25 protein-coding genes are annotated in these 20,434 nt (G+C 65.2%); 5 read left to right on the forward strand and 20 right to left on the reverse strand.

What is annotated here, in order from left to right; genetic code table 11:
• Nucleotides 1–134: 134 nt before the first annotated feature.
• A complete protein-coding gene (locus DQG17_RS12710; protein WP_116133232.1) occupies nucleotides 135–1,151 on the reverse strand; it encodes a hypothetical protein in 1,017 nt (338 codons plus the stop codon).
• A gap of 178 nt (nucleotides 1,152–1,329) precedes the next feature.
• On the opposite strand from DQG17_RS12710, the gene DQG17_RS12715 reads away from it, so the two are divergent.
• The gene (locus tag DQG17_RS12715) at nucleotides 1,330–2,397 is read left to right on the forward strand and encodes an Mrp/NBP35 family ATP-binding protein (protein ID WP_116133233.1); all 1,068 of its coding nucleotides are present in this window, start codon (nucleotides 1,330–1,332) and stop codon (nucleotides 2,395–2,397) included.
• 69 nt (nucleotides 2,398–2,466) lie between these two features.
• On the opposite strand, the gene DQG17_RS12720 is transcribed toward DQG17_RS12715, so the two are convergent.
• Together DQG17_RS12720 and DQG17_RS12725 are read right to left on the reverse strand one after the other, a co-directional pair.
• Complete coding sequence (locus DQG17_RS12720) at nucleotides 2,467–3,798, reverse strand: GAF domain-containing protein (protein ID WP_198666108.1); 1,332 nt, start codon at nucleotides 3,796–3,798, stop codon at nucleotides 2,467–2,469.
• On the reverse strand, nucleotides 3,795–4,259 hold the full coding sequence (locus tag DQG17_RS12725; RefSeq protein ID WP_116133235.1) for a pyridoxamine 5'-phosphate oxidase family protein: 465 nt from the start codon (nucleotides 4,257–4,259) through the stop codon (nucleotides 3,795–3,797). Before DQG17_RS12725 ends, DQG17_RS12720 begins: the two co-directional genes overlap by 4 nt.
• 131 nt (nucleotides 4,260–4,390) lie before the next feature.
• Here DQG17_RS12725 and DQG17_RS12730 point away from each other — a divergent pair, with 131 nt between their 5' ends.
• Entirely contained in the window at nucleotides 4,391–5,959 is a 1,569-nt protein-coding gene (locus DQG17_RS12730) for an NAD(P)/FAD-dependent oxidoreductase (RefSeq protein WP_116133236.1), read from the forward strand.
• A gap of 239 nt (nucleotides 5,960–6,198) precedes the next feature.
• On the opposite strand, the gene DQG17_RS12735 is transcribed toward DQG17_RS12730, so the two are convergent.
• From DQG17_RS12735 to DQG17_RS12775, 9 genes are read right to left on the reverse strand one after another with little or no spacing between them, the layout of a single operon-like run.
• Nucleotides 6,199–6,732: a flagellar basal body-associated FliL family protein gene (locus tag DQG17_RS12735; RefSeq protein WP_116133237.1), complete on the reverse strand. Its 534-nt coding sequence runs from the start codon at nucleotides 6,730–6,732 to the stop codon at nucleotides 6,199–6,201.
• A gap of 7 nt (nucleotides 6,733–6,739) precedes the next feature.
• The gene (flgH, locus tag DQG17_RS12740; protein ID WP_116133238.1) at nucleotides 6,740–7,468 is read right to left on the reverse strand and encodes a flagellar basal body L-ring protein FlgH; all 729 of its coding nucleotides are present in this window, start codon (nucleotides 7,466–7,468) and stop codon (nucleotides 6,740–6,742) included.
• A 3-nt stretch (nucleotides 7,469–7,471) separates the two neighbouring features.
• A complete protein-coding gene (gene flgA, locus DQG17_RS12745; RefSeq protein WP_116133239.1) occupies nucleotides 7,472–7,933 on the reverse strand; it encodes a flagellar basal body P-ring formation chaperone FlgA in 462 nt (153 codons plus the stop codon).
• A complete protein-coding gene (gene flgG, locus DQG17_RS12750; RefSeq protein ID WP_116133240.1) occupies nucleotides 7,930–8,715 on the reverse strand; it encodes a flagellar basal-body rod protein FlgG in 786 nt (261 codons plus the stop codon). The genes flgA and flgG overlap by 4 nt, the downstream gene beginning before the upstream one ends.
• Nucleotides 8,716–8,729: 14 nt before the next feature.
• Nucleotides 8,730–9,443 carry a flagellar hook-basal body complex protein gene (locus tag DQG17_RS12755; RefSeq protein ID WP_116133241.1) on the reverse strand — a complete coding sequence of 238 codons (714 nt, stop codon included), beginning with the start codon at nucleotides 9,441–9,443 and terminating at the stop codon, nucleotides 8,730–8,732.
• Nucleotide 9,444: 1 nt separating this feature from the next.
• Nucleotides 9,445–9,711: a flagellar biosynthetic protein FliQ gene (locus DQG17_RS12760; protein ID WP_116133242.1), complete on the reverse strand. Its 267-nt coding sequence runs from the start codon at nucleotides 9,709–9,711 to the stop codon at nucleotides 9,445–9,447.
• A gap of 3 nt (nucleotides 9,712–9,714) precedes the next feature.
• On the reverse strand, nucleotides 9,715–10,005 hold the full coding sequence (gene fliE, locus DQG17_RS12765) for a flagellar hook-basal body complex protein FliE (RefSeq protein WP_116133243.1): 291 nt from the start codon (nucleotides 10,003–10,005) through the stop codon (nucleotides 9,715–9,717).
• Nucleotides 10,006–10,016: 11 nt separating this feature from the next.
• Nucleotides 10,017–10,406 carry a flagellar basal body rod protein FlgC gene (gene flgC, locus DQG17_RS12770; protein ID WP_116133244.1) on the reverse strand — a complete coding sequence of 130 codons (390 nt, stop codon included), beginning with the start codon at nucleotides 10,404–10,406 and terminating at the stop codon, nucleotides 10,017–10,019.
• An 8-nt stretch (nucleotides 10,407–10,414) separates the two neighbouring features.
• Complete coding sequence (locus DQG17_RS12775) at nucleotides 10,415–10,804, reverse strand: FlgB family protein (protein WP_116133245.1); 390 nt, start codon at nucleotides 10,802–10,804, stop codon at nucleotides 10,415–10,417.
• A gap of 80 nt (nucleotides 10,805–10,884) precedes the next feature.
• Between DQG17_RS12775 and DQG17_RS12780 the strand changes: the two genes are divergently transcribed.
• Nucleotides 10,885–12,249, forward strand: a complete 1,365-nt coding sequence (locus DQG17_RS12780) for a FliI/YscN family ATPase (protein WP_116133246.1) — start codon at nucleotides 10,885–10,887, stop codon at nucleotides 12,247–12,249.
• Here the strand turns inward: DQG17_RS12780 and DQG17_RS12785 are convergent.
• From DQG17_RS12785 to DQG17_RS12810, 6 genes are all read right to left on the reverse strand, one after another.
• Nucleotides 12,238–13,032: a DUF1217 domain-containing protein gene (locus DQG17_RS12785; protein WP_116133247.1), complete on the reverse strand. Its 795-nt coding sequence runs from the start codon at nucleotides 13,030–13,032 to the stop codon at nucleotides 12,238–12,240. The two genes, DQG17_RS12780 and DQG17_RS12785, sit on opposite strands and share 12 nt — an antisense overlap.
• On the reverse strand, nucleotides 13,029–13,433 hold the full coding sequence (gene flbT / locus DQG17_RS12790) for a flagellar biosynthesis repressor FlbT (protein WP_116133248.1): 405 nt from the start codon (nucleotides 13,431–13,433) through the stop codon (nucleotides 13,029–13,031). The genes DQG17_RS12785 and flbT overlap by 4 nt, the downstream gene beginning before the upstream one ends.
• Nucleotides 13,430–13,807, reverse strand: a complete 378-nt coding sequence (flaF, locus tag DQG17_RS12795) for a flagellar biosynthesis regulator FlaF (RefSeq protein WP_116133249.1) — start codon at nucleotides 13,805–13,807, stop codon at nucleotides 13,430–13,432. Before flaF ends, flbT begins: the two co-directional genes overlap by 4 nt.
• Before the next feature lie 95 nt (nucleotides 13,808–13,902).
• On the reverse strand, nucleotides 13,903–14,748 hold the full coding sequence (locus tag DQG17_RS12800; protein ID WP_116133250.1) for a flagellin: 846 nt from the start codon (nucleotides 14,746–14,748) through the stop codon (nucleotides 13,903–13,905).
• 215 nt (nucleotides 14,749–14,963) lie between these two features.
• Nucleotides 14,964–15,302, reverse strand: a complete 339-nt coding sequence (locus DQG17_RS12805) for a flagellar biosynthesis protein FlgN (RefSeq protein ID WP_116133251.1) — start codon at nucleotides 15,300–15,302, stop codon at nucleotides 14,964–14,966.
• Complete coding sequence (locus tag DQG17_RS12810) at nucleotides 15,292–15,591, reverse strand: rod-binding protein (RefSeq protein ID WP_116133252.1); 300 nt, start codon at nucleotides 15,589–15,591, stop codon at nucleotides 15,292–15,294. Before DQG17_RS12810 ends, DQG17_RS12805 begins: the two co-directional genes overlap by 11 nt.
• An 865-nt stretch (nucleotides 15,592–16,456) precedes the next feature.
• Here DQG17_RS12810 and DQG17_RS12815 point away from each other — a divergent pair.
• The gene (locus DQG17_RS12815) at nucleotides 16,457–17,326 is read left to right on the forward strand and encodes a flagellar hook-length control protein FliK (protein ID WP_198666109.1); all 870 of its coding nucleotides are present in this window, start codon (nucleotides 16,457–16,459) and stop codon (nucleotides 17,324–17,326) included.
• 7 nt (nucleotides 17,327–17,333) lie between these two features.
• A complete protein-coding gene (locus DQG17_RS12820; protein WP_116133254.1) occupies nucleotides 17,334–18,017 on the forward strand; it encodes a flagellar hook capping FlgD N-terminal domain-containing protein in 684 nt (227 codons plus the stop codon).
• Between the two features lie 85 nt (nucleotides 18,018–18,102).
• On the opposite strand, the gene ubiB is transcribed toward DQG17_RS12820, so the two are convergent.
• Together ubiB and ubiE are read right to left on the reverse strand one after the other, a co-directional pair.
• Entirely contained in the window at nucleotides 18,103–19,647 is a 1,545-nt protein-coding gene (gene ubiB, locus DQG17_RS12825) for a 2-polyprenylphenol 6-hydroxylase (RefSeq protein WP_116133255.1), read from the reverse strand.
• A gap of 4 nt (nucleotides 19,648–19,651) precedes the next feature.
• Nucleotides 19,652–20,404, reverse strand: coding sequence for a bifunctional demethylmenaquinone methyltransferase/2-methoxy-6-polyprenyl-1,4-benzoquinol methylase UbiE (gene ubiE / locus DQG17_RS12830; RefSeq protein ID WP_116133256.1), 753 nt, complete (start codon nucleotides 20,402–20,404; stop codon nucleotides 19,652–19,654).
• Nucleotides 20,405–20,434 lie beyond the last annotated feature (30 nt).

The raw sequence follows: 20,434 nt of genomic DNA on the forward strand, positions 1-20,434 counted from the left end.
GGCTGTAGCATCCTCGCAACAATAACAACAAGACGGCAAGACGAGAGACAGAGCAGGTTTCAACCAGGCTTAGCGTCCCGCTTTCACCCTCGGAAGCGGGGCGTCGCCGTTGTGGAACCCGGTGTGGCGCGAGGTCAGTTGCCACAGATCCCCTGCAGCGCCACCCAGTCGCCGTCGTCGAGCACCGGCCTTGCGCCGCCGGCACGCATCGGGTCCGCCTCGATCAGCCCGATGGTGGCTTCGCCGGTCATGTCGAGCGCATAGGCATAGGGGGTCGAACTGACCGAGGCGGCGGCAAAGCGGTGTAGCAATGCTGCCTGGGGAACTGGCGCCGGCTCGGCCGAGACGAGGGATTCCGCATAGGCCTGAAGCGCAGGTTCGGGCAGGTGCCCCGAGGTCAGAAGCCGCAGCGTGGCGATGCTGCCGGCGTGATCCAGAAGCTGCTTCAGCGGGTCGTGCTCGGCCCGGCGTTCGGCCTCGGCCAGGATATAGCCTGCCACCACATCCGGGGTCTCGTGATCCTCGATGAGCGAATGGTCGAGCAGGATCAGCCCGCCGGGGATCGACGTGGTGCCATTCAGCCCGTTCTGCAGCACCAGCAGCGCGCCCTTGCCGCCCTCCAGCAGTCGGGCGTGCAATTGCGCCAGCGCCTTGTCGCCGCGCGGGCTGTGGCAGGGCGCGCCCGAGACCCTGCCGATTGCCGTGAAAAGCTCGGTGCCGATTTCGGCCCGGGTCGGTTCGGGCACGACGCGGAGCGCATGGCTCAGAAGCGCACCCGGCAGCCAGACGAACACCAGCGCCAGCATCGCGACAATCCCGCCACCCACCAGCACACCGCGCAGCCGTCCCGCCCGCGGGCGGGATTTCAGGATCGCCGTGCGCACCTGCTCGATCGCCTCGACCATGGTCTCGTCTTCGATCTCGAGGGTTTCGGTGCCATCGGCCGAGGGGGTGTAAAGCGCCGGCATCTCGCCACGGTTGATCCGCACCACCGCGGCAAGCGACCAGTGGCTGAGCGCCTTCATCGTCTTGTTGGAGATCACAAGCGAGGCATCGCCGAACGAGACAACGACGTCCTGTCGCTGGGCCTCGGCATCCGGCCGCCAGACCCCGGAGGACTCCAGCCGGGCAAATTGCTTTAGCGCTGTCATGGGCCTGCTCCGCCTCGTTCGGCGGAATCATACCTGAGCGTTCTGGCAGGAACAATCGGTGCGGCGGCACGCGGGGCCAGACAGCGCCCCGGGGTGGTCAATTCCACAAAGGTGCGCCAAAAGGATCTGACGCCGGGGCGCGGGATGCCGCCACGGCACGATCAGCAAGGAGAACGACGTGACGCTGCGCGAGAAAGTTCTTGAGACGTTGAAATCTGTCCGCACACCCGGCGGCGAGGATGTCGTCGCGGCGGATATGGTGCGGGCGCTGACGGTCGAAGGCGGCGAGGTCCGCTTTGTGCTGGAGATCGACCCGGCCAAGGCGGAAGCGATGGAAAAGGTGCGCGAGGCGGCCGTTGCAGCGCTGCGCCAGCTCGACGGGGTCGAGAAGGTTTCGGCCGTGCTGACCGCCCATGCCGTCAAGGCCGCGCCGCCGCCGCCAGAGCTGAAGCCACGCCGCCCCGCGCAACCCGCGCCGGCACAGAAGGTGCCGGGGGTCGAGCGGATCCTCGCGATTGCCAGCGGCAAGGGCGGCGTCGGCAAATCGACGGTCGCCGCCAACCTTGCGGTGGCGCTGGCAGCCGAAGGGCGCCGCGTCGGTCTGCTCGACGCCGATGTCTATGGCCCGTCGCAGCCGCGGATGATGGGGGTGTCTGGCAAGCCCGGTTCGCCCGACGGCAAGACCATCATTCCGCTGCAGGGCCACGGGGTGACGATGATGTCGCTGGGGTTCCTGCTGCCCGAGGGCGAGGCGGCGGCCTGGCGTGGACCGATGCTGATCGGGGCGTTGCAGCAGATGCTGCTTCAGGTCCAGTGGGGCGATCTTGACGTTCTGATCGTCGATCTGCCGCCGGGGACCGGCGATGTGCAGATGACGCTGGCGCAGAAGGCCGAAGTGACGGGCGCCATCATCGTCTCGACCCCGCAGGACATCGCGCTGATCGACGCCCGCAAGGGGATCGACATGTTCCACAAGCTGAACGTGCCGATCGTCGGCATGATCGAGAACATGTCGACCCACGTCTGTTCGAACTGCGGCCACGAGGAGCATATCTTCGGCCATGGCGGCGTGAAGGCCGAGGCCGAGAAACTGGGCGTGCCGCTGCTGGCCGAGATCCCGCTGGCGCTGGCGATCCGTACTGCGGCTGACAGCGGCACACCGATCGTGGCGCGCGATCCCGCCGCGCCGCAGTCCGCGGCATTCATCGATGTTGCCCGCCGCCTGATTGCGGACGGCATGGCCTGAACAGGGGCTCGGTCGGTCCCGCGGGGGGGGCGCCTCCCGGGGACCGCACAGATCCGGTTGCGGCAAGGGTCAGTTGCGTTCGTCGATCTGGATATCGGCGGGCGCGTCCAGCCGGATCTTGCCACGGCCGGTTCGCGTCAGTCGCACCGGCATCCCGCGTTCATCCAGGCGGCGGCGCAGCATCAACAACCGGGTTTCGAGGTTGTCCTTGAAATCCGGCAACTTCAGGTCCCGCATCCGGCGCAGTTGCATGTTGGTGAACTCGGTGCGCCCGGTCTGCTGAAACTCGAGCATCATCAGGCGCAGCAACCGCCCTGCCACCCCTCGGGTGACGTAGTCGCCATTCAGGAACACGCTGTCGTCATGGCTGTGGTGCGTCAGGACCACCCGGGTGCCGGTCGTGCGATGCGCCGCGGCACCGGTGGAGGCAGGCACCCCGGGCGGCTCGCCCTCGTCGCCCCGATCGGCCATCGACAGCGCGGCGCCGGCCTGCAGCGCAATGATCGTCGCGGCCCTGACGGCAACATCGTCAAAGGCAAGGCGCGCGCGGCTTTCGGCAAACAGAACCCCCTGCAGGACCCCGTGCCAGAGCAGTGGCACCGCAAGCTGGCTTTGCGCGTCCGGCAGGCTTGGCAGCGCGATCGCGTGCTCGGATTCCGGGGTAGCCGTTGCGCGAACCGCCCCCGCCATGCGTTTGCTGCGGCTCAGATCGTTGAGGCGGAGCGCGAGCCCGGTTGCGGCGGCGATGCGGATCAGTCCGGGCTGCAAGCCGACCTCGGCGCCGACGCCGGAGCTGTCGTATCCGCGGCTGCCGACAGTGGCGAGGGCGCCGTCCCCGGCATCGGCGGCAAACACCATCGCCGCGTCGCAGCCAAGCGCCCCGCAGACCCCGTCGAGGGTCGCATCGAGGATCTGCTCGGTCTCGGTTTCCAACGCGATCCGCTCCGCCACCTGCGCAATGGCCGCGATCGTCGGCGGACGGCGCGGATCGACACTGAGCGGCGGATTTCCCGGGACGGCATTGACGCCGTTCACCCGAAACAGATCGACCGCGCGCAGGCGCATGACCTCATCAAGGCCGAAGGCCGCGAATTCGGCGTCGAGTTGCGCCTTGAAGCGGTCAAACATCGACCCGCTGTTCCGTGTCTCGGTGAACACTGCGGCCAGTTCAAACTGCTCTCCGGTCAGGCCATCGACCAGCAGAAGTGCCGCACGCGGGTTCGCCTGAAGGTTCGTCGCGGTCTTGCCGAAGAACTGGTTCGAGATCCCGACCAGACCGTCGTCGATCCGTATGACCTGAGAAAGATAGGCGATATTGGGCAGCCCGTCAGCACCGACCGTTGCGACGAGCGAGGGAATGACGCCTTCGAAGCAGGCCTCGGACAATTGGGCCAGCATCATGTCGCCAGCACCTCTCCGGCACGTGGTCCGGGCGTCTGGACGAAGGCCAACTCGATCCCGAGCCGGGCGCAGCGCAGATCCTCGTCGCTGAACCATTGGGCCGCGACATTTTCCGGCACGCCAAGGTCGGCGAGACGCGCACGCATTCCCGCAATGTAGCTGCGCGCCAGAACGAGGTCGGCGGGCCCGGCGGCGGCAAGCTCTGCATGGCCCTTGAACTGATAGGTGATGTAGTCGGTCGGCGAGGAGAATGTGCTTGCCAGCGCGCCGTTCGCGGCGAGGTTTTCGACCGACCGCCGCCACTGCCGCCCCGAGATCAGGATATCAAGGCCGGCGCCGTTGTCGGTGACACGCACCCCCACGCCACGGGCGATGCTGGCCTGTCCGGCCCAGTCCCGCGTCGCGAGGCCGATCATCACATGCCCGGAAACGAAGGTGGACATAGCCTCGTCAATCTTCATGCGCTGCCTTGCATCCCCGATGAATAGGAAAGTCTTAACACCATTCGCGGCCGTTATAGCAACTACTTAGGAAGCCATCGGGCGCGGCGGGTTCTAGAGCGGAGCAGGCTCTGGAACAGAGAGGATATTCCATGACGCATTTCAACACGACAACGGACGATGCCGACCGCCGGGTGGCCGTGATCGGGGCAGGTCCCGGCGGGCTGGTCGCTGCGCGCTGGTTGAAACAGGCGGGTTTCATCCCAGTCATCTTCGAGGCCGCGCCAGCGCTTGGCGGGCAGTGGAACCCCGACGCCGCGGGCAGCGGAACCTGGGCCGGCATGCGCACCAACACCAGCCGGGTCCTGACCGCCTTTTCCGATCTCGACCACGCGCCCGAGGTTGCCACCTATCCGCGTCAGGACCAGGTGCTTGGCTATCTTGAAGACTATGCCCGGCAGTTCGGCCTGCATGCGCATCTGCGGTTGAACTGCCCTGTCAGGCGGTTGGCGCGCCGTGCCGCGGGCGGCTGGACCCTGCAGGTTGACGCGCCGCAACCGCAGGAACACGTCTTTGCCAACGTCGTCGTCGCGACCGGCCGGCATCGGTCCCCTGTGATGCCGGATGTGCCGGGGCTTCAGGGTTTTGCGGGCAGGCTCGGCCTGCATCACACGACCGGTTACGCCGGCGCGCAGGCCTATCGCGGCGCCCGTGTTCTGGTGGCTGGCTGTTCGATCAGCGCCCTCGAAATCGCGGCGGATCTGGCAACGGGCGGTGCCGCCGGGGTTGTCGCAAGCTACCGTCGCCAGCGCTATATCCTGCCGAAGCTGATTTCGGGCGTACCGACCGACCACATCATGTTCACCCGCGCGGCCGCATTGGCGGCCGAGGCGATGCCCTTCCTCGTGCAGATGGAGGGGCTGAAGGCGAAGGTGCTGAGCGTTGCCGGCAGCCCCGAGCAGTTCGGTGCCCGCCGCCCCGACCCCGACATCGCGGTCGCCGGGATCGCCCAATCGCAGGGGTTTCTGCCGGCCGTGGCCGAGGGCCGGATCGATGTGCGGCCCTGGATCCGGGCCGTTGCGGGCCGGGATGTGATCTTTGCCGATGGGTCGAAGGTTGCGGTCGATGCGATCCTGTTCGGGACCGGCTACGACATAGCCCTGCCGTTTCTCGACCCCGATGTCGCCTGTGTGCTCGGTCTTTCACCGGACGGGCGGGGCGGGGCATTGCGGCTGCATGCGCAGACCTTCCACCCGGATCTGGACGGGCTGTCTTTCCTCGGGATGTTCGATCTCGTCGGGCCTTATTTCCCGGTGCTGGAGCTTCAGGGGCGCTGGATCGCCCGATGCCTTGCCGACCGGGGGTTGCGGCCCTCGCCTGCGGAAATGACCGGGGCCCTGTCGCACTGGAGCCCCGAGGCCGCAGGCATTGCCCAACCGATGCAGGCGGCCGCGATCGCCTTTGCCCGACGGCTGGGCGTGGACCCCGAATTGTCGGCCTGCCCCGACCTGCAACGCGCCCTGTGCTTTGGACCGCTGTCGCCGGTGTCGTTCCGGCTTTGCGGCCCGGACGCCCTGCCGGACGCTGCGGACCGGACGCTGAAGGCGGCCGCCTGTTTCGGCGCGATCCAAGGCCCGGAGTGCACGCCGGAGGAAACCGCCTTTCTTCGGAGGGTGCTCGGCGAACCTGCCCCTGCCGCTCCGAGGCTTGTCGAGGCGTGATTGCGCGCGCGAGGTTCGGGGCAGATCCCGGACCTTCGCCGCGGCGGGCGGGTTCGCGAGGCCGAACCTCGCCCCCTCGGCGGGCATCTGCATTTGCCGTGGTGCGGCGACAGGCCAGGCGGCGCCTGCCGGTTTGGGCGCCCCGAACCTTGATGCGAGACGGCTGCATCGCCCCGCGCAGTGAAAGCGCCACGACGCGGCCTGTCGGCACGTGCCGGCCCGGGTCGACCGCCCGGCGCTCAGATATCCTGGCGGGCGATATCCGTGACGAGGACGTCGACGACCGCTTCACCAAGCAGACGCGTTGCCGTTTCGCGCAGGGCGACGCGAAGATCGTCGAGATTGCTGACCTGGGTGAAAGTCCCGTCGAAGCCGCCGGCATTGGCATGGGCGAACATGACCTGCAGGAAGGTGTCGCGGATCCGCGGCTCGATCTCGTAGATCGCTTCACGCGACCCGGGTTCGGTTTCAAGCGTCAGCGACAGAACGACCATTGCCGTCACCTGCCCGTTCTTTAGGACAGGCACGACGAACTGGTTGTTCAGCTTGACGAATTCGGTCGCGTCGCTGGCGTGCGCATCGCTTTCGGGCGAGGGTTCCCGTCCACCGGCCCCATGCGCTGTCGCCGTCTGCGCGTGGGGATCGGCGGCAGCGCTGTGCGGGTCGGCAGGAACCCCCGTGCCGCCATCGGGGGGGCGGAGCGCCATGCCGGCGCCGACACCGGCACCGGCGCCGATCAGGGCGAGCAGGACGGGAAGGATCAGTCGTTTCATCGCAACCTCAGAACGGCAGCAGGATATCGGCGATCTGTTGGCCATAGCGCGGCTGCTGGACGTCCGAGATCTGGCCGCGACCGCCGTACGAGATCCGGGCCGACGCGATCTTGTCGTAGGTGATAACATTTTGTCGGGTGATATCCTCGGGGCGGACATAGCCCGACACCAGAAGTTCGCGGATCTCGTTGTTGACCCGAACCTCCTGGCTGCCCTCGATCCGCAAGACGCCATTCTGCAGGACCTCGACTATGGTCGCCGCGATCCGCAGCTGCAGCTTTTCGCGGCGCTTCACGGCGCCGTCGCCTTCCGTGGAACTTTTCGACTTCACCTTGACTGCCGGATCCATGCTGGCGCCCGCCGGCATGTTCTTCAACATGTTCTGCGGCACCCCGAAGAATTGAGGGATCGCCATGTTCTCCCCCGCCGCCCGCGAGCGTTCGGTCTTGTTCGAGATTTCGGCCTTGTCGTCGATCTCGATCAGGACGGTGAGGATATCGCCCCGCCCGTCTGCCCGCTGATCGCCGAGCAGCGACTGATCGTCCGAACTCCACAACGAGGCCATGTCGCTGGAACGTTCGGGAATCAAAGTCTCGGGCAGCGGTACGACAGACATGGCCCGGTGTTCGTAGTTTCCCACATTTGTCGAGAACTCGGGACGTTTGCCCACCTCTGCCAGCCGTCCGCAGGAGGCCAGAGCAAGCAGGCCGAAGAGAGGGATCACTACCTTTCGCATCACTCACCACTCCATGTTCGAGGCGAAGGCGCCGCTTAAACCAACGATAACCTGGCCGTCGGGATCGACGGTTCCGGTCACGGTCGTGTGCGAGGCGAGGTTGATCACCCGCACCGTTTCGCCGATGGCGGCCCGGTCGAGCGACCGCCCGTCGGTCAGAATCGACAGCCCGCCTCTGAGGTAGACCAGCGAGACGATCTGGTTTCGTTCGATCAAGGCGGGCTGCTGAAGATCTTCGGCACGGATCGGCCGGCCGGCATAGATCACCACGCGCGCTTCCATGCCGATCGCCTCGGCAGGGTCGGTCAACGCGCCGGGCGAGGCCTCGGCCGAAAATGCCACGTCTTCGGGGCCAAGGATGGCGCGGCTGCGGATCGTGGCCCGCGCGACCAGCGTATCCGCCGCGGCAGCCCCTGAAACGGTCGCCATCAGGGCAGCGACAAGGACAGAGCGACGCGCGGTCATCGGATCTGCGTCGTTGCGCCAAGCATCTGGTCGGCGGCGGTGATGACCTTGGCATTCAATTCATACCCGCGCTGCGCCTGGATCAGTTCGGTGATCTCGCGCACCGGGTCGACCGAGCTGTCTTCGAGATAGCCCTGGCGGACGGTTCCCAGACCCTCTTCGCCGGGCGTCGCGACCAGCGGTTGGCCGGACGCGGCGCTTTCCAGAAACAGGTTCGATCCGATCGCCTCGAGCCCCTTTTCGTTCGAGAAGCCGGCGAGCGTCAGCTGGCCCAGAAGCTCGGCCTCGACCTCGCCGTCGAAATAGCCATAGACCTCGCCGTCGGGACTGATCGAGATCTCGCGCGTATCGCTCGGTACGGTGATTTCGGGCGCCACCGGATAGCCATCAGAGGTGACTATCAGACCGTCTGCGGAAAGCTTCAGGCCGCCGTCCCGGGTATAGGCCGAACTGCCGGAGGGCAGGGTGACCTCGAGATATCCGTCGCCGTCGATCGCGATGTCGAGATTGCCGCCAGTTGCCGACAGGGTGCCCTGTTGGGGATTGACCGTCACCGAGGTTGCGCGCACGCCAAGGCCGACCTGGACGCCGGTCGGCAGAACGGTTCCGTCCGCGGCATTGATGGTGCCGGGGCGCGTCAGTTGCTGATAGTGCAGGTCCGCGAACTCGGCGCGCCGGGCGTTGTAGCCGGTGGTGCTCATGTTCGCGAGGTTGTTCGAGATGACATCGACCCGCATCTGCTGGGCGGCCATGCCCGTTGCCGCGATCTTCAGGGATTGCATGAAAAGGCTCCGGATTATCTGGTGAGGGTTTCGATGACTTTCGACAGCCTGTCGCCTTCGCGATCTCCGAAGGCCTGACCGAGTTCATAGGCGCGCTGCACCTCGATCATCCGCGCGACCTCGAGCACCGGGTTGACGTTCGATCCTTCGACGAAACCTTGAAGCACCTTGGCTTCCTCGACCGGTTCGACATCGCCGTCGACGGCGAAAAGAGCGCCTGACTCATGGGCGAGGCTTGCCGACCCGTCCGGCCGCACGACGCCGATGCGCGCCACCGGCTGACCATCGGCACTGAGCGTCCCGTCGGAGGCCACGGCGATGTCGCGCGCGTCGGGCGGCACGAAGATCGGGGCGCCGCCGTCGTCCAGAACCGGATAGCCGTCGGGCGTGACCAGATCCCCGGCCTCGTTCGGCTGAAAGCTGCCGGCCCGGGTCAGCCGCTGGCCGCCTGGCGTATCGACCCAGAAGAATCCCTCGCCCTCGATGGCAAGATCGAACTCGCCCCCGGTGGGATCGAGCGGGCCCTGCGAGAGGTCCAGATGCCTGCCGCGCGCGGATGCCATCGAAATCGAACCGGCGGCACCGGGCGATGCTTTCACGAATTCGGAAAACACCACGCCTTCGCGGCGAAAACCGCTGGTGGACAGGTTCGATATATTATTGGCAATCGTCCGCATTTCGCCCCAGAGCCCGGACTGGCGGGAAATCGTCACATAGGCTGTCCCCATCTCAACCTCCGGCGATCAGCGGCACGATCCGCGCCGCGAAGAAATCTGTGACGGAGTGCGACATGAAATCCATCGACATCCAGAACACCACGACGATTGCGAGGAGTTTCGGGACGAAGGTCAGCGTCATTTCCTGAATCGACGTCAGCGCCTGGAACAGGCCGACGACGATCCCGGTGACAAGTGCCACCGACAGGATGGGAAGCGATACGACGACCGCGACCCAGAGCCCCTCGCGAAGTGTGTCGAAAAAGACGGCCTCTTCCATCGGTCAGACCGGCATCCTTAGGATTTCCTGATATGCCTCGACCACCTTGTCGCGGAGCGTGGACGCCGTCTCGACCGCCAGTTCGGTCTGGGACAGGGCGGTGACGAGCACGAGCGGATCGGCATCGCCGACCATGGCGGCCTTTGCCGTCGCCTCGCTGTTGCGCAGGACCGCGGCGAAATCGTCTGCGGCCGCGCCAAGCGCCTCGCCCGGGCCGCTCGGTTTTGCCGAGGGCGCAAGCGCCGGTTTTGCGGCCAGATAGGCCCGTTCTGCCTGTAGTGCCTGGATCGCCATTCTGGGTCTCCCTATTTTCTCAGGAGTTCGAACAGGCTTGCGGTCATCTGCCGGGCCTGATCGAACATTTTCAGGTTCGCTTCGTAGCTCCGTTGCGCCTCGCGGGCGTCCGCGACCTCGACCAGGAGGTTGACGTTCGATCCGTCATAATGGCCGGAGCCGTCTGCCAGCGGGTGGGCAGGGTCGTAAATCCGTTCAAGCTTGCTCTGGTCGAGCTGCACGGCAGAATTGCGGACCAGCGCGATGCCGTCCGGGTCCCGCGCCTCTTCGAAGCTTGTAAGCTTGCGCCGGAACCCCGGCGTGTCGGCATTGGCGATGTTCTCCGAGACGTGGCGCAGGCGGGTCGATTGTGCCTGCATGCCGCTTGCCGAAACCTTCATGGTATCGAGAAGATCTGCCATGGTTTGCCTCACGTCCGTCCGAGGCTGGCGCGCAAGACGCTCAACCCGTTCTTGTAGATCGACAGCGCCATTTCATGCTGCTGGCGAATGACGGCGGTTTTCATGATTTCGGTTTCGAGCGAAACGGAATTTCCATTCGCGTCGGTTTCGGCGTTTTCCACGACCGACGATTTCGGAAGCGTTGCTGACGGTGGTTCCGCGAAATGGCCGGCGCGCGTGGCGCGCAGCGGCATTTGGTCGAAATTCGAATCGTATGTTTCTGAAAAGCTGGCGAGGTCCTGCTGGCGATAGCCCGGCGTATCGGCATTGGCGATGTTTCGGGCGACAACGGATTGGCGGTTCGATGCATATTGGGCAAGGCCCTGCGCCATCCGGAATATCTCGAAATTTTCGAACATCGGGGTTTCTCCCTCGGCTTTCAATCATGGCTTAACTGCGATTCCTTTAGAAACGGTGTGCGCATGTATTGGAGCCTGAAATGACCGGCAGAAGCCTTACCCCCCTGACCAATGAAATCCTGTCGCTCAGGGCGGTGCGCCCGGTCGGGCGGGTCAGGCGGATCGGCCACGGCACAATGACCGTCGGCGGGTTGGCGACCGAGGCGGCGCTCGGCGATCACGTGCGGATCGACTTGCGCGACGGCGCATTGCGCGGCGAGATCGTCGATCTGTCCTTCGAGGGCGCTGTGGTTCTGCCGGATGGCGCGGGGGAGGGGATACGCATTGGCGATCCGGTGATCCTCGACGGCCCTCCGACGATCGCGCCGTCCGACCATTGGATCGGACGGGTCATCGACCCCTACGGGCAGCCGCTTGACGGGCGCGGACTGGGACGTGGCATCGTCGAACGGCCGCTTCGGGCATCCGCACCCCGGGCGATCGAGCGGCGGTCGCTCGGCGGTCGTCTGGCGACCGGGCTGGCCGTTTTCGACACGCTGTTGCCGATCGTGCGGGGGCAGCGGGTCGGGGTCTTCTCCGGTTCCGGGGTGGGCAAATCCACCCTGCTCGGGAACCTTGCCAAGGGAGTCGATGCCGACGTCGCGGTGATTGCGCTTGTCGGCGAACGGGGCCGCGAAGTGCGCGAGTTCGTCGACAAGACCCTGGGTCCCGACGGCATGAAAAAGGCAGTCGTGGTCGCCGCGACATCCGATCAGCCGCCACTGACGCGTCGCCATGCGTTGTGGACGGCGATGGCAGTGGCCGAACATTTTCGGGATCACGGCCGGCACGTGCTGTTTCTGGCCGATTCCGTGACCCGCTTTGCCGAGGCGCATCGCGAGATCGTCCTGGCCGCCGGAGAGGTGCCGTCGCTGCGTGGCTTCCCTCCGTCGGTGGCGCATATGATCACGGCGCTTGCAGAACGTTCGGGTCCGGGACCGAAGCGAAGTGGTGGCGACATCACCGCGGTGTTCACGGTTCTCGTCGCCGGTTCCGACATGGAGGAGCCGATCGCCGACATCCTGCGCGGTGTGCTTGACGGCCATATCGTGCTGGACCGGCAGATCGCGGAGCGGGGGCGCTATCCGGCGATCGATCTGCTGCGCTCGGTGTCGCGCAGCCTGCCCGAGGCGGCCAGCGGGCAGGAGAATGCGCTGATCCAGCTCGCGCGCCAGCGCCTCGGGGCCTATGACCGGGCCGAACTGATGATCCAGTCAGGGCTCTATGCCGGAGGGAGCGATCCGAACATCGATGCAGCGATCCGGGTCTGGCCGGCGCTCGATGCCTTTCTGACCGAGCCTTCGCCGGACGGTCCGTCTGCGGCGTTCGCGCGGCTTTCCAGGATCCTTTTCGTCCCGGGGACAGCGTCTGCGCCGAAGCCGCCGCGAACGCCCTCAGATCGATGAGAGCAGGCTCAACGCGATATTGGCCGAGGACATGCCGCTGGCACTGTTCTTCAACTCGGATCGCACAAGGTAGGTGCGCACGAGCTCGTTCATGACATCGGGATCGCTGAACCCCGTGACCTCGGAAAAGCCGAACGCACGCTGCGTCTTGTCGCGAAATATTTCCATCTGTCTGTCGACGTCGAGGTTTCCGAAGGAGTCCGGCAGTCCGAAGGCTGTCTCGAATACGGACCGCAGCGGTTCGGAGCCCATGACCGTATACCACTTGGCATTGTCGCTCATGTCGTCACCGGCAATTTCGGCCAGTTCCCGCTGCGCGTTGAGCGCCAGACGGTAGTCCGTGTTCTGATCGCCCACGTCGATCTCGAACTGCCGGTCTCGATAGGCCGAGACGATCTCGTCCGCAAAGCCGCTCAACTGGGTGCGGGCGGGAATTCCCTGACCGAATCCGAACGCCTCGCAGAGCTTGAGATAGCTCTTGTCAGACAGCTTGTTGGCGAGCGCGGTCTTGTCGGCGGTCCCCTCCTCGAGGACCTTCCGGATGAAGAACGTGTTGTTGATGTCGGCGTCGAGCCCGAAGGCGCCGAGGGCGACCGCCAGAAGCCTGCGATCGCCGACCAGGTCCTCTGCAGTCTTCGCCTTACCGATATTCTCGGCGAAGTAATCGGTGTCGCGTTTGACCGGCCCTGAGGTCGCATGGGTTTCCTGCTGCACCGCAAGCGTGCGTTGCAGAAAACCCCAGCCGGCATACCCGCTGAGCGGCAGAATCGGTTGAAACGTCACCTTTCACCCGCCCCGAACAGCCGTTCTTCCCTTGGCAGCAATCCGCGCAGCGCCTTGAGCGCCTTGTAGTACTGCGTTTCAATCACGGCAGCGGTTGCGAGGTCGAGCCGCTGGCGACTGTCCGGATCTGTCAGGACCTGGCTCAACTGCTCGATCCCGCGCAGCAACTGCCGTCGCGCTTCTTCGGGATCGGCGTCGCCGGAAAGCACCAGCTGTGCGACGTAGCAGACCCGCCGGACCGGCGTGTTGACCTCTTCGGGGTGGATCGCATCCTTAAGGCGCAGGATATTGGCGTTCGGAGTGACGATCGACAGCCGGCTACGACGCTCGCCGTTCTCGATCACCGCCCCGTTGATCAGAACGCGCTCCTTTGGCCCGAGTTTGAGGACAAGGCCGCTCATGCTGCGCAGCCTTCCACCCCAAGACCGCGCATGATGGCGACATTGATGTCGATCAGCACGTCAGTCGTTGCCTCTCCGCGCAGGACACGGCGGCTGTGGGCATCGACGAACTCGTGAAGATAGAAGATCCGGGCACGCAAGGACCGCGGCAGGGGGTTGCCTGCGTCGGCGACATCCATGGCAAGCGCAGTCCAGAGGCGCCGGTTGTCGTGGATTGCCTGGGCAAGCGCAGAAATGTTTCCCGGCACGCCGGAATCGGCAGATTTCAGGCGCCGTGTCGCCTCGGCGAACACGTCGTATTCGTTGCCGCGGGAAGTGCGCAGGGGCGCGGTTGATGACCCGTAGGCCATTTGGGCCATGTCGACAGCGTTCACGGGGGGAGTCCTTCCGGAAAGGATCTGCCTATTGGCAGATAACTGAAGCCGAAGAGAGGAGCGCGGATTGACCCGCGCCCCAGATTTGCCCGACCTTAGCGGAAGAGCTGCATGATGGTTTGCGGCGCCTGGTTGGCGATGGAAAGCGCCTGCACACCAAGCTGCTGCTGGGTTTGCAGTGCCTGGAGCCGTGCCGAGGCTTCCTCCATATCGGCATCGACGAGCGTACCGATCCCGACCTTCATCGAGTCCGTGAGCTTGCCCACAAACTCGTTCTGATCGGACAGGCGCGCCGCCGAGGCGCCGAGCGCGGCAGCCCCGTCGATCGCCGTTTGCAGGAAGGTCTCGATTTCGCCCAGTGCGGTTGCCGCAGTCGCCGTATCGGTGATCGCGGTAAGGTTGGTGGCCAGATCCATGCTGGTTTCGAAATCGACCGAGTCGACCGTGATCATCCCGGGGGTCACCGAGGTTGCACCGACGCGGTCGAGCGAGGAAAGAACCGACAGACTGGTCGCGCCGTTGCCGTCCACATCGGTGGCCAACAGGTTCGCGCCGTTGAACTGCGCCGCCGAAATGATCGACGCCACCTGCGCCGCGCGCTCGGAAATGTCCTTCTGGATCTTGCCGAAGTCCACGTTTTCGCTGTTGGCGGAAACCGCGAGTTCCTTGATCTCTCCCAGCACGTTGACGATCTGTTCTGCAGCGGCAGAGGCGACCGCGACAGTCGATTCGCCCATCGACAGGCTGTCCGAGATCGATTTGAAGCCGGCGACATCGGCCTCCATCACTTTCGAAATCGCCCAGACGGCGGCGTTGTCCTTGGCCGAGCCAACAGACTTGCCGGTCGAGATTTCGCTTTGGACCTTGTTGAGATCGCCATTGACCGCCTTCAGGGTCTGAAGGGCAACCATCGCGCTGGTATTCGTGAGAATGCTGGTCATGTTCTCGATGTCCTTGCAAATCGGCACTTTTTGCCGGAGGTCACGACCGCCGGAAGATCCCGGCGGATCATTTGGCCTTCTTTGCCTTACGAATGGCTGGTTCGCCGATCGTGCCATTCCATCATGGAGTGCGGCATCAGATTTGGACCCAAGACCCTAAGAGAGTCCTAAACCCGCCAGGCGCCATTCAGAGCATTTGACGACAATATGCATCGTCACGCCCGCCGCTCGGTTCTGGAACCGCCGGAATGCACCCTGCGGATCTCGCCTTCGGAGGTGTAGGTATCGAATTGCCGGACGGCCTGCCGGATCTCGGTCAGCCGGAGCCTTGCCGCAGACACCCCGCGAAGCGCCGCCTCGAGCAGCAGCTGGTTTCGGTGTGCCAGACGGCGAATGCCATGCAGCCCTGCGCTGTCCGCGTAAGGGGCGAGCCGCGCGATGATCTCCTGCTTTTCCGCAACAAGACCGCCCAGATCGTCCAGCCGACCACCGATCAGCGCCGTCCGCTCCCGCTCCAGAAGGGCCGCGAGGTCCTTTACCATGTCACCGTTCATCCTGCCGCTCCTTCAATGCGTGGAAAATGGACTCGGCCAAGCCGACTCCGCCACCCTCGGCGAGGGTTCGGGCCTGGGCGTCGCGCAACAGACTTGCGAACTGGTCTTCTCCGGTGCCGCCGTCAAAGCTGTCGCGCGCCTTGCCGAAGCCGGCGTGTTTCAGCATTTCCGACAGGAAACTCGCCTCGAGCTGGCTGGCAACCCTGTGCAACCTGGCATCGCCATCGGCTGCAGGAGACGGTTTGGAACGGAGTGAGAACTCAGGAACGGCTGTGGCGGGGGTCAGCATGGGGATCCTCTGAAAATTCTTCGCACTTGGGCAAGGTTAGGCCGAATGGCGTAAAGGATCGGTAACCCATGACCGGCAATGTCGGCCTATCGAGAGGCAGAAGTCTGGAATCACGATGCCCGTCATCCAGGAACTATCGACCGGCCATGCGACCCGAGCGCGGGGGGCGAGCAGTGCTGTCAACGCCACCGGTTGCGATCCAGCCGGCGGCTCGGCATTCTCGAAGCTTCTGTCGGATTGCCCGGACGACGGGTCGGAAGGGTCTGCCCAACGTGCCGACGATTTCCGCCGTGACCCTGCGGGCCAGGTTCGGTCTTCCCGAGAGGCGGAGCATCCGAATCGCGAGGGGCCTGACAGGCGACGTGAGCCCTCCGGGGGGGATCCAGCGGCTGATGTTCCGGTTGCCGTGGCGGCCGTCCAGACCGCAGATTGCGAGCCCCGGACAGATGTCGAAATCGACCTCGGCGGAGATGCAACGAGGCCTCAAGGCGACATCGAGGCAGAGGGGCTGGAGGGTGAAATTGCGGACCCTGCCTTGTGCCTTGCCGGAGTTGGTCTGGCCGCGTCGACTGCGCCGCGGACCATTGTTGCCGAAGGGGCTGCCGGGCAATCCGGGATAAGGGAGGAAAGGTGGCCCGAAACGGTGAACCCGGCCCCGGCTTCCACTAATGGAACGGGCAAAGGGGCTTCTTCGGAGCGCGCTGTGGGTCAGGCTGCCGCAAATGGCGCCACCGCCGCCGCACATATCGGGCATGAGGCGTCGATCGCGGCCTCAAGCGCAGATCCCGGCGACGAAATGGTGCCTCAGGAGACGTATCGGGCTGCGGCAGCGGGTCGGGCCGATCGGTCGGTCGGCACCCCGCTTGTGACCGCGCCGGTGTCTGCGCCGGCGGGGATTGGCCCGTCGGGCGATCCGCCTGCCGCGGCGACGCGGGCGGACGCCGCCCAGACATTCGCCAAGCCGGGGACCGAACTTGCCGCGACAGAGCGCGTGCCGACCGCGACAGGCCTCGGTGAGCAGCGGCAGATCGCGGCATCCTCGCAGGTGCCGAGCCCGACAGCGAGGAGGCACGACGAGGTGCGCTCTCTGCCCCCGGTGCGCGCCGCTCAGTCCACCGCTCTCGCCCCGCGTGGAGCCGGCGTGGACCCCGGCGATCCGACTCGGGTGCAATTCCCGGGCGTTGAACAGGGGGCGGATATCGATGACGAGGCCGGGGGCGAAATGACGCCGGAGGTGTCTCTGGACGAGGGCGCCGATCCGGGCCGGTTCGTTTCCGCATCGGCCCGGGGCGAGGCGCCGACTTTTGCGGGCACGTCGGAGCGCGCGCAAGCTGCCTCGATCCATGCAACCCTGCGCGGCCTTCCGGAAACAATCGCCCAGGCGCTCCGCGTTTCGCCCAATGGTTCGATCGACCTGCAGCTGACACCGGAAGACCTCGGCCGGCTCAGGATCTCGTTCACGCCGACGGAAACCGGGCTTCAGGTTCATGTGCATGCCGACCGTCCGGAAACCAGCCAACTGATCCGCCAGAATCTGGATATGCTGGCACAGGACCTGCGTGCCATTGGCTATGCCGAGGTCAGCCTGAACATGGACACCGGGCATGCCGGCAATGCCTGGGCCGGATCCGCGGGCGGTCGCTTTGAGGCATCCACAGCAAACGACGATGGCGCCGCCATTCCCCCGTCTTCTGCCCGGCCGGCACCGGATGGCGGACTCGATCTGAGGTTTTGAGGCTCACATGACGACCATTGACAGCACCTCCTCCGCGGCCGCAACGGCCGCATCGGCGCAGACCTCGGCCTCTGCCGACGCCACGTCGAGCACCACGCTTTCGTCCGATTTCGCCACCTTTCTGAAGATGCTGACAACGCAGCTTCAGAACCAGGATCCGCTGAACCCGATGGACTCGACGGAGTTCGCCGTGCAACTCGCGACGTTCTCGAACGTCGAGCAGCAGGTGAAGACGAACGATCTTCTGAGCCAGATGATCCAGACCAGCAGCACCTCGCAAATGGCCGAGCTTGCGAACTGGATCGGGAGTGAAGTGCGGGTGGAGGCGCCAGCGACCTTCCAGGGGGATCCGATCACCATCTCGCCCGCGCCGGCCGACGCGGCAAGCTGGGCCGAATTGGTCGTGACCGACCGCAACGGAGTAGAAAAGAACCGTTTCGAGATCCCGGTCTCGGACGATCCGATCGAATGGGCCGGGGTCGATTCCCAGGAGAACACGGTGGCCTGGGGCGAATATACCCTGTCCGTCGTCAGCTATGACAGCGATGGTAACTTGATCGATAGCCGGACGCCCGAGATCTACTCTCGGGTAACCGAGGCGCGCCTGGCGGGAAACGCGGCCGAACTGGTCCTCTCGGGCGGCACGGTGGTGTCCGCAGACAGCGTCACCGCAATCCGCAAGGCGGACTGACGCCGGGGCGCCTTCGCTCTGCCGTCGCGCCGATAGCCGGTTCGACGGCACGGGTGGCGGGAAAGGCAGCCGGAGAGCGGCCGCCTCAAACCTGCAGAACGAACGCGATGTAGCCCCATATCACCAGTGCCGAGGAGGTCGCACCTCCCACGAACCACATCCAGGGACGGGTTTTCGGCGGTTCGGGCTCGGCCTCGGTCATCCTGGCCGACTGGCGCGTCAACGCGGCCTCGGCCATGCCCGGCAGATGCGGACCGAACCGTGTCAGGATCCGCATGGTCTTGGCCAGATCCCGCGCCAAGGCCTTGGGGCCAATGTTCGTCTTGATATAATCCTCGACGACCGGGCGGGCGACTTCCCACATGTTGATTTCGGGATAGATCGACCGCGAGACCCCCTCGACCACCACCATCGTGCGCTGCAGATGGATCAACTCGGTTCGGGTCCGCATGCCAAAGCGCTCTGTCACCTCGAACAGATAGGTCAGCACCCGCCCCATCGAGATGTCGCCGGCCGACATGCCGAGGATCGGCTCGCCCACCACGCGAAGCGCGCTGGCGAAGGAATCCATGTCGCGGTCGGCGGGCACGTATCCGGCCTCGAAATGCACCTCGGCGACGCGGTGATAGTCCTTCTTGATGAAGCCGTAGATGATCTCGGCATAGACGCGGCGGGTATATTCGTCGAGCCGGCCCATGATACCGAAATCGAGCGCGACCACGTCGCCGTTCGGCGCGATCTTCAGGTTGCCCTGATGCATGTCGGCGTGAAACAGCCCGTCGCGCAATGCGTGGCGCAAAAACAGCCCGAGGACCCTTTCGCCGATCTGCTTGCGGTCGAGTCCGGCCGCGACAATGCCATCGATGTCGCTTGCCGTCAGGCCCTGCACCCAGTCCATGGTCATCACACGGCGGCCCGACAGGTCCCAGTGCATGGATGGCACCTGAAAACCGGCATCCTGGGCGGTGTTGGCCTGAAACTCCGATGCCGCCGCCGATTCGAGCCGGAGGTCGAGTTCGCCGCGAACCGAACCCTCGAAATGGGCGATCACGTCGTGTGGACGCAGCCTGCGCGAGGACGGTGACAGCGTCTCGATCACCGCAGCAGCAAGGTAGAAGGCGTCGAAATCGCGCCGGAAGGCGCGCTCGACGCCCGGCCGCAGAACTTTCACCGCCACTTCCTGCCCGGTCGAGGTCAAGCGGGCGCGGTGAACCTGGGCAATCGACGCGGCGGCTACGGGTTCGGAGAAATCGGAAAAGACATCGGCGACCTTGATCCCAAGATCCTCCTCGACCGCAGCGATGGCAGCCGCGCGCGGGAACGGCGGCATCCGGTCCTGCAGGATCCGAAGCTGCACCGACAGGTCTTCGCCGACCACATCGGGACGGGTCGACAGGATCTGGCCGAATTTCACATAGGCCGGTCCGAGTGCCGTCAGTGCCCGCAACAGCGGCGGCAGGTTCGGGTCGCCCTTTTCCCCCAGCCAGGCAAAGGGCCAGCCAACCACGCGGGCAACGATGCGGATGCTTGCCGGCGCGTTGAACGCCTCGAGAACGACGCCCATCGCGCCGGTTCGTTCCAGGGTGGCGCCGGTGCGAACCAGACGCCAGATGTTGTGTGGACCGCGCAAGGCTTCAGAGCTTCCAGCCGGAGTGGAGCGCAACCACGCCCATGGACATGTTGCGATAGCGGACCTGATCGAAGCCGGCGTCGCGGATCATCGCGGCGAAGCGTTCCTGATCGGGAAACTTGCGGATCGATTCCACCAGATACTGATAACTGTCCCGATCGCGGGCCACTACCTGACCCATCACCGGGATCACGTTGAAGGAATAGCGGTCATAGGCCCATTGCAGCGCCGGGTTCGGCAATTGCGAGAATTCGAGCACCATCAGCCGCCCGCCGGGCCGCAGTACGCGATAGGCCTCGGTCAACGCATCCTCGATCCGGGTCACGTTGCGGGTCCCGAAACTGTTCGTGACGACGTCGAAGGAGTTGTCCTCGAAGGGCAGCGCCATCGCATCGCCTTCGACCCAGGACAACCTGTCGCCCAGTTTCTCGGCCTCGGCGCGCCGCCGTCCTTCTTCCAGCATCCCGGCGGTCATGTCGCAGACCACCGCCTTGGCCTGCGGTGCGCGGGCCAGGAACCTGAACGCGACATCGCCGGTCCCGCCGGCTACGTCGAGCAGCCGCTGGCCATTGCGAGGCGCCAGCCAGTCCATCATGGCGTCTTTCCAGAGCCGATGGATGCCGACGCTCATGACGTCGTTCATGATGTCATAACGCGATGCAACCGACGAGAAGACGCCTTCCACAAGGCCCTTCTTGTCTGATTCAAGCACGGTACGGTCGCCGAAGTGTGTGGTTTTGTTAGAGTCGCCGCTCATGGGCCTTGCCCCCGATGAATTCCACCCCTC

Origin of the sequence: Tropicimonas sp. IMCC34043 (assembly GCF_003390845.1) — a bacterium.
GTDB lineage: Bacteria > Pseudomonadota > Alphaproteobacteria > Rhodobacterales > Rhodobacteraceae > Tropicimonas.

What these genes read in the sequence shown, in the direction of transcription:
- DQG17_RS12710 (WP_116133232.1), bottom strand. Translation starts at nt 1,151, where the DNA reads ATGACAGCGCTAAAGCAATTTGCCCGGCTGGAGTCCTCCGGGGTCTGG.
- DQG17_RS12720 (WP_198666108.1), bottom strand. Translation starts at nt 3,798, where the DNA reads ATGATGCTGGCCCAATTGTCCGAGGCCTGCTTCGAAGGCGTCATTCCC.
- DQG17_RS12725 (WP_116133235.1), bottom strand. Translation starts at nt 4,259, where the DNA reads ATGAAGATTGACGAGGCTATGTCCACCTTCGTTTCCGGGCATGTGATG.
- DQG17_RS12730 (WP_116133236.1), top strand. Translation starts at nt 4,391, where the DNA reads ATGACGCATTTCAACACGACAACGGACGATGCCGACCGCCGGGTGGCC.
- DQG17_RS12735 (WP_116133237.1), bottom strand. Translation starts at nt 6,732, where the DNA reads ATGAAACGACTGATCCTTCCCGTCCTGCTCGCCCTGATCGGCGCCGGT.
- flgH (WP_116133238.1), bottom strand. Translation starts at nt 7,468, where the DNA reads ATGCGAAAGGTAGTGATCCCTCTCTTCGGCCTGCTTGCTCTGGCCTCC.
- flgA (WP_116133239.1), bottom strand. Translation starts at nt 7,933, where the DNA reads ATGACCGCGCGTCGCTCTGTCCTTGTCGCTGCCCTGATGGCGACCGTT.
- flgG (WP_116133240.1), bottom strand. Translation starts at nt 8,715, where the DNA reads ATGCAATCCCTGAAGATCGCGGCAACGGGCATGGCCGCCCAGCAGATG.
- DQG17_RS12755 (WP_116133241.1), bottom strand. Translation starts at nt 9,443, where the DNA reads ATGGGGACAGCCTATGTGACGATTTCCCGCCAGTCCGGGCTCTGGGGC.
- DQG17_RS12760 (WP_116133242.1), bottom strand. Translation starts at nt 9,711, where the DNA reads ATGGAAGAGGCCGTCTTTTTCGACACACTTCGCGAGGGGCTCTGGGTC.
- fliE (WP_116133243.1), bottom strand. Translation starts at nt 10,005, where the DNA reads ATGGCGATCCAGGCACTACAGGCAGAACGGGCCTATCTGGCCGCAAAA.
- flgC (WP_116133244.1), bottom strand. Translation starts at nt 10,406, where the DNA reads ATGGCAGATCTTCTCGATACCATGAAGGTTTCGGCAAGCGGCATGCAG.
- DQG17_RS12775 (WP_116133245.1), bottom strand. Translation starts at nt 10,804, where the DNA reads ATGTTCGAAAATTTCGAGATATTCCGGATGGCGCAGGGCCTTGCCCAA.
- DQG17_RS12780 (WP_116133246.1), top strand. Translation starts at nt 10,885, where the DNA reads ATGACCGGCAGAAGCCTTACCCCCCTGACCAATGAAATCCTGTCGCTC.
- flbT (WP_116133248.1), bottom strand. Translation starts at nt 13,433, where the DNA reads ATGAGCGGCCTTGTCCTCAAACTCGGGCCAAAGGAGCGCGTTCTGATC.
- DQG17_RS12800 (WP_116133250.1), bottom strand. Translation starts at nt 14,748, where the DNA reads ATGACCAGCATTCTCACGAATACCAGCGCGATGGTTGCCCTTCAGACC.
- DQG17_RS12805 (WP_116133251.1), bottom strand. Translation starts at nt 15,302, where the DNA reads ATGAACGGTGACATGGTAAAGGACCTCGCGGCCCTTCTGGAGCGGGAG.
- DQG17_RS12810 (WP_116133252.1), bottom strand. Translation starts at nt 15,591, where the DNA reads ATGCTGACCCCCGCCACAGCCGTTCCTGAGTTCTCACTCCGTTCCAAA.
- DQG17_RS12820 (WP_116133254.1), top strand. Translation starts at nt 17,334, where the DNA reads ATGACGACCATTGACAGCACCTCCTCCGCGGCCGCAACGGCCGCATCG.
- ubiE (WP_116133256.1), bottom strand. Translation starts at nt 20,404, where the DNA reads ATGAGCGGCGACTCTAACAAAACCACACACTTCGGCGACCGTACCGTG.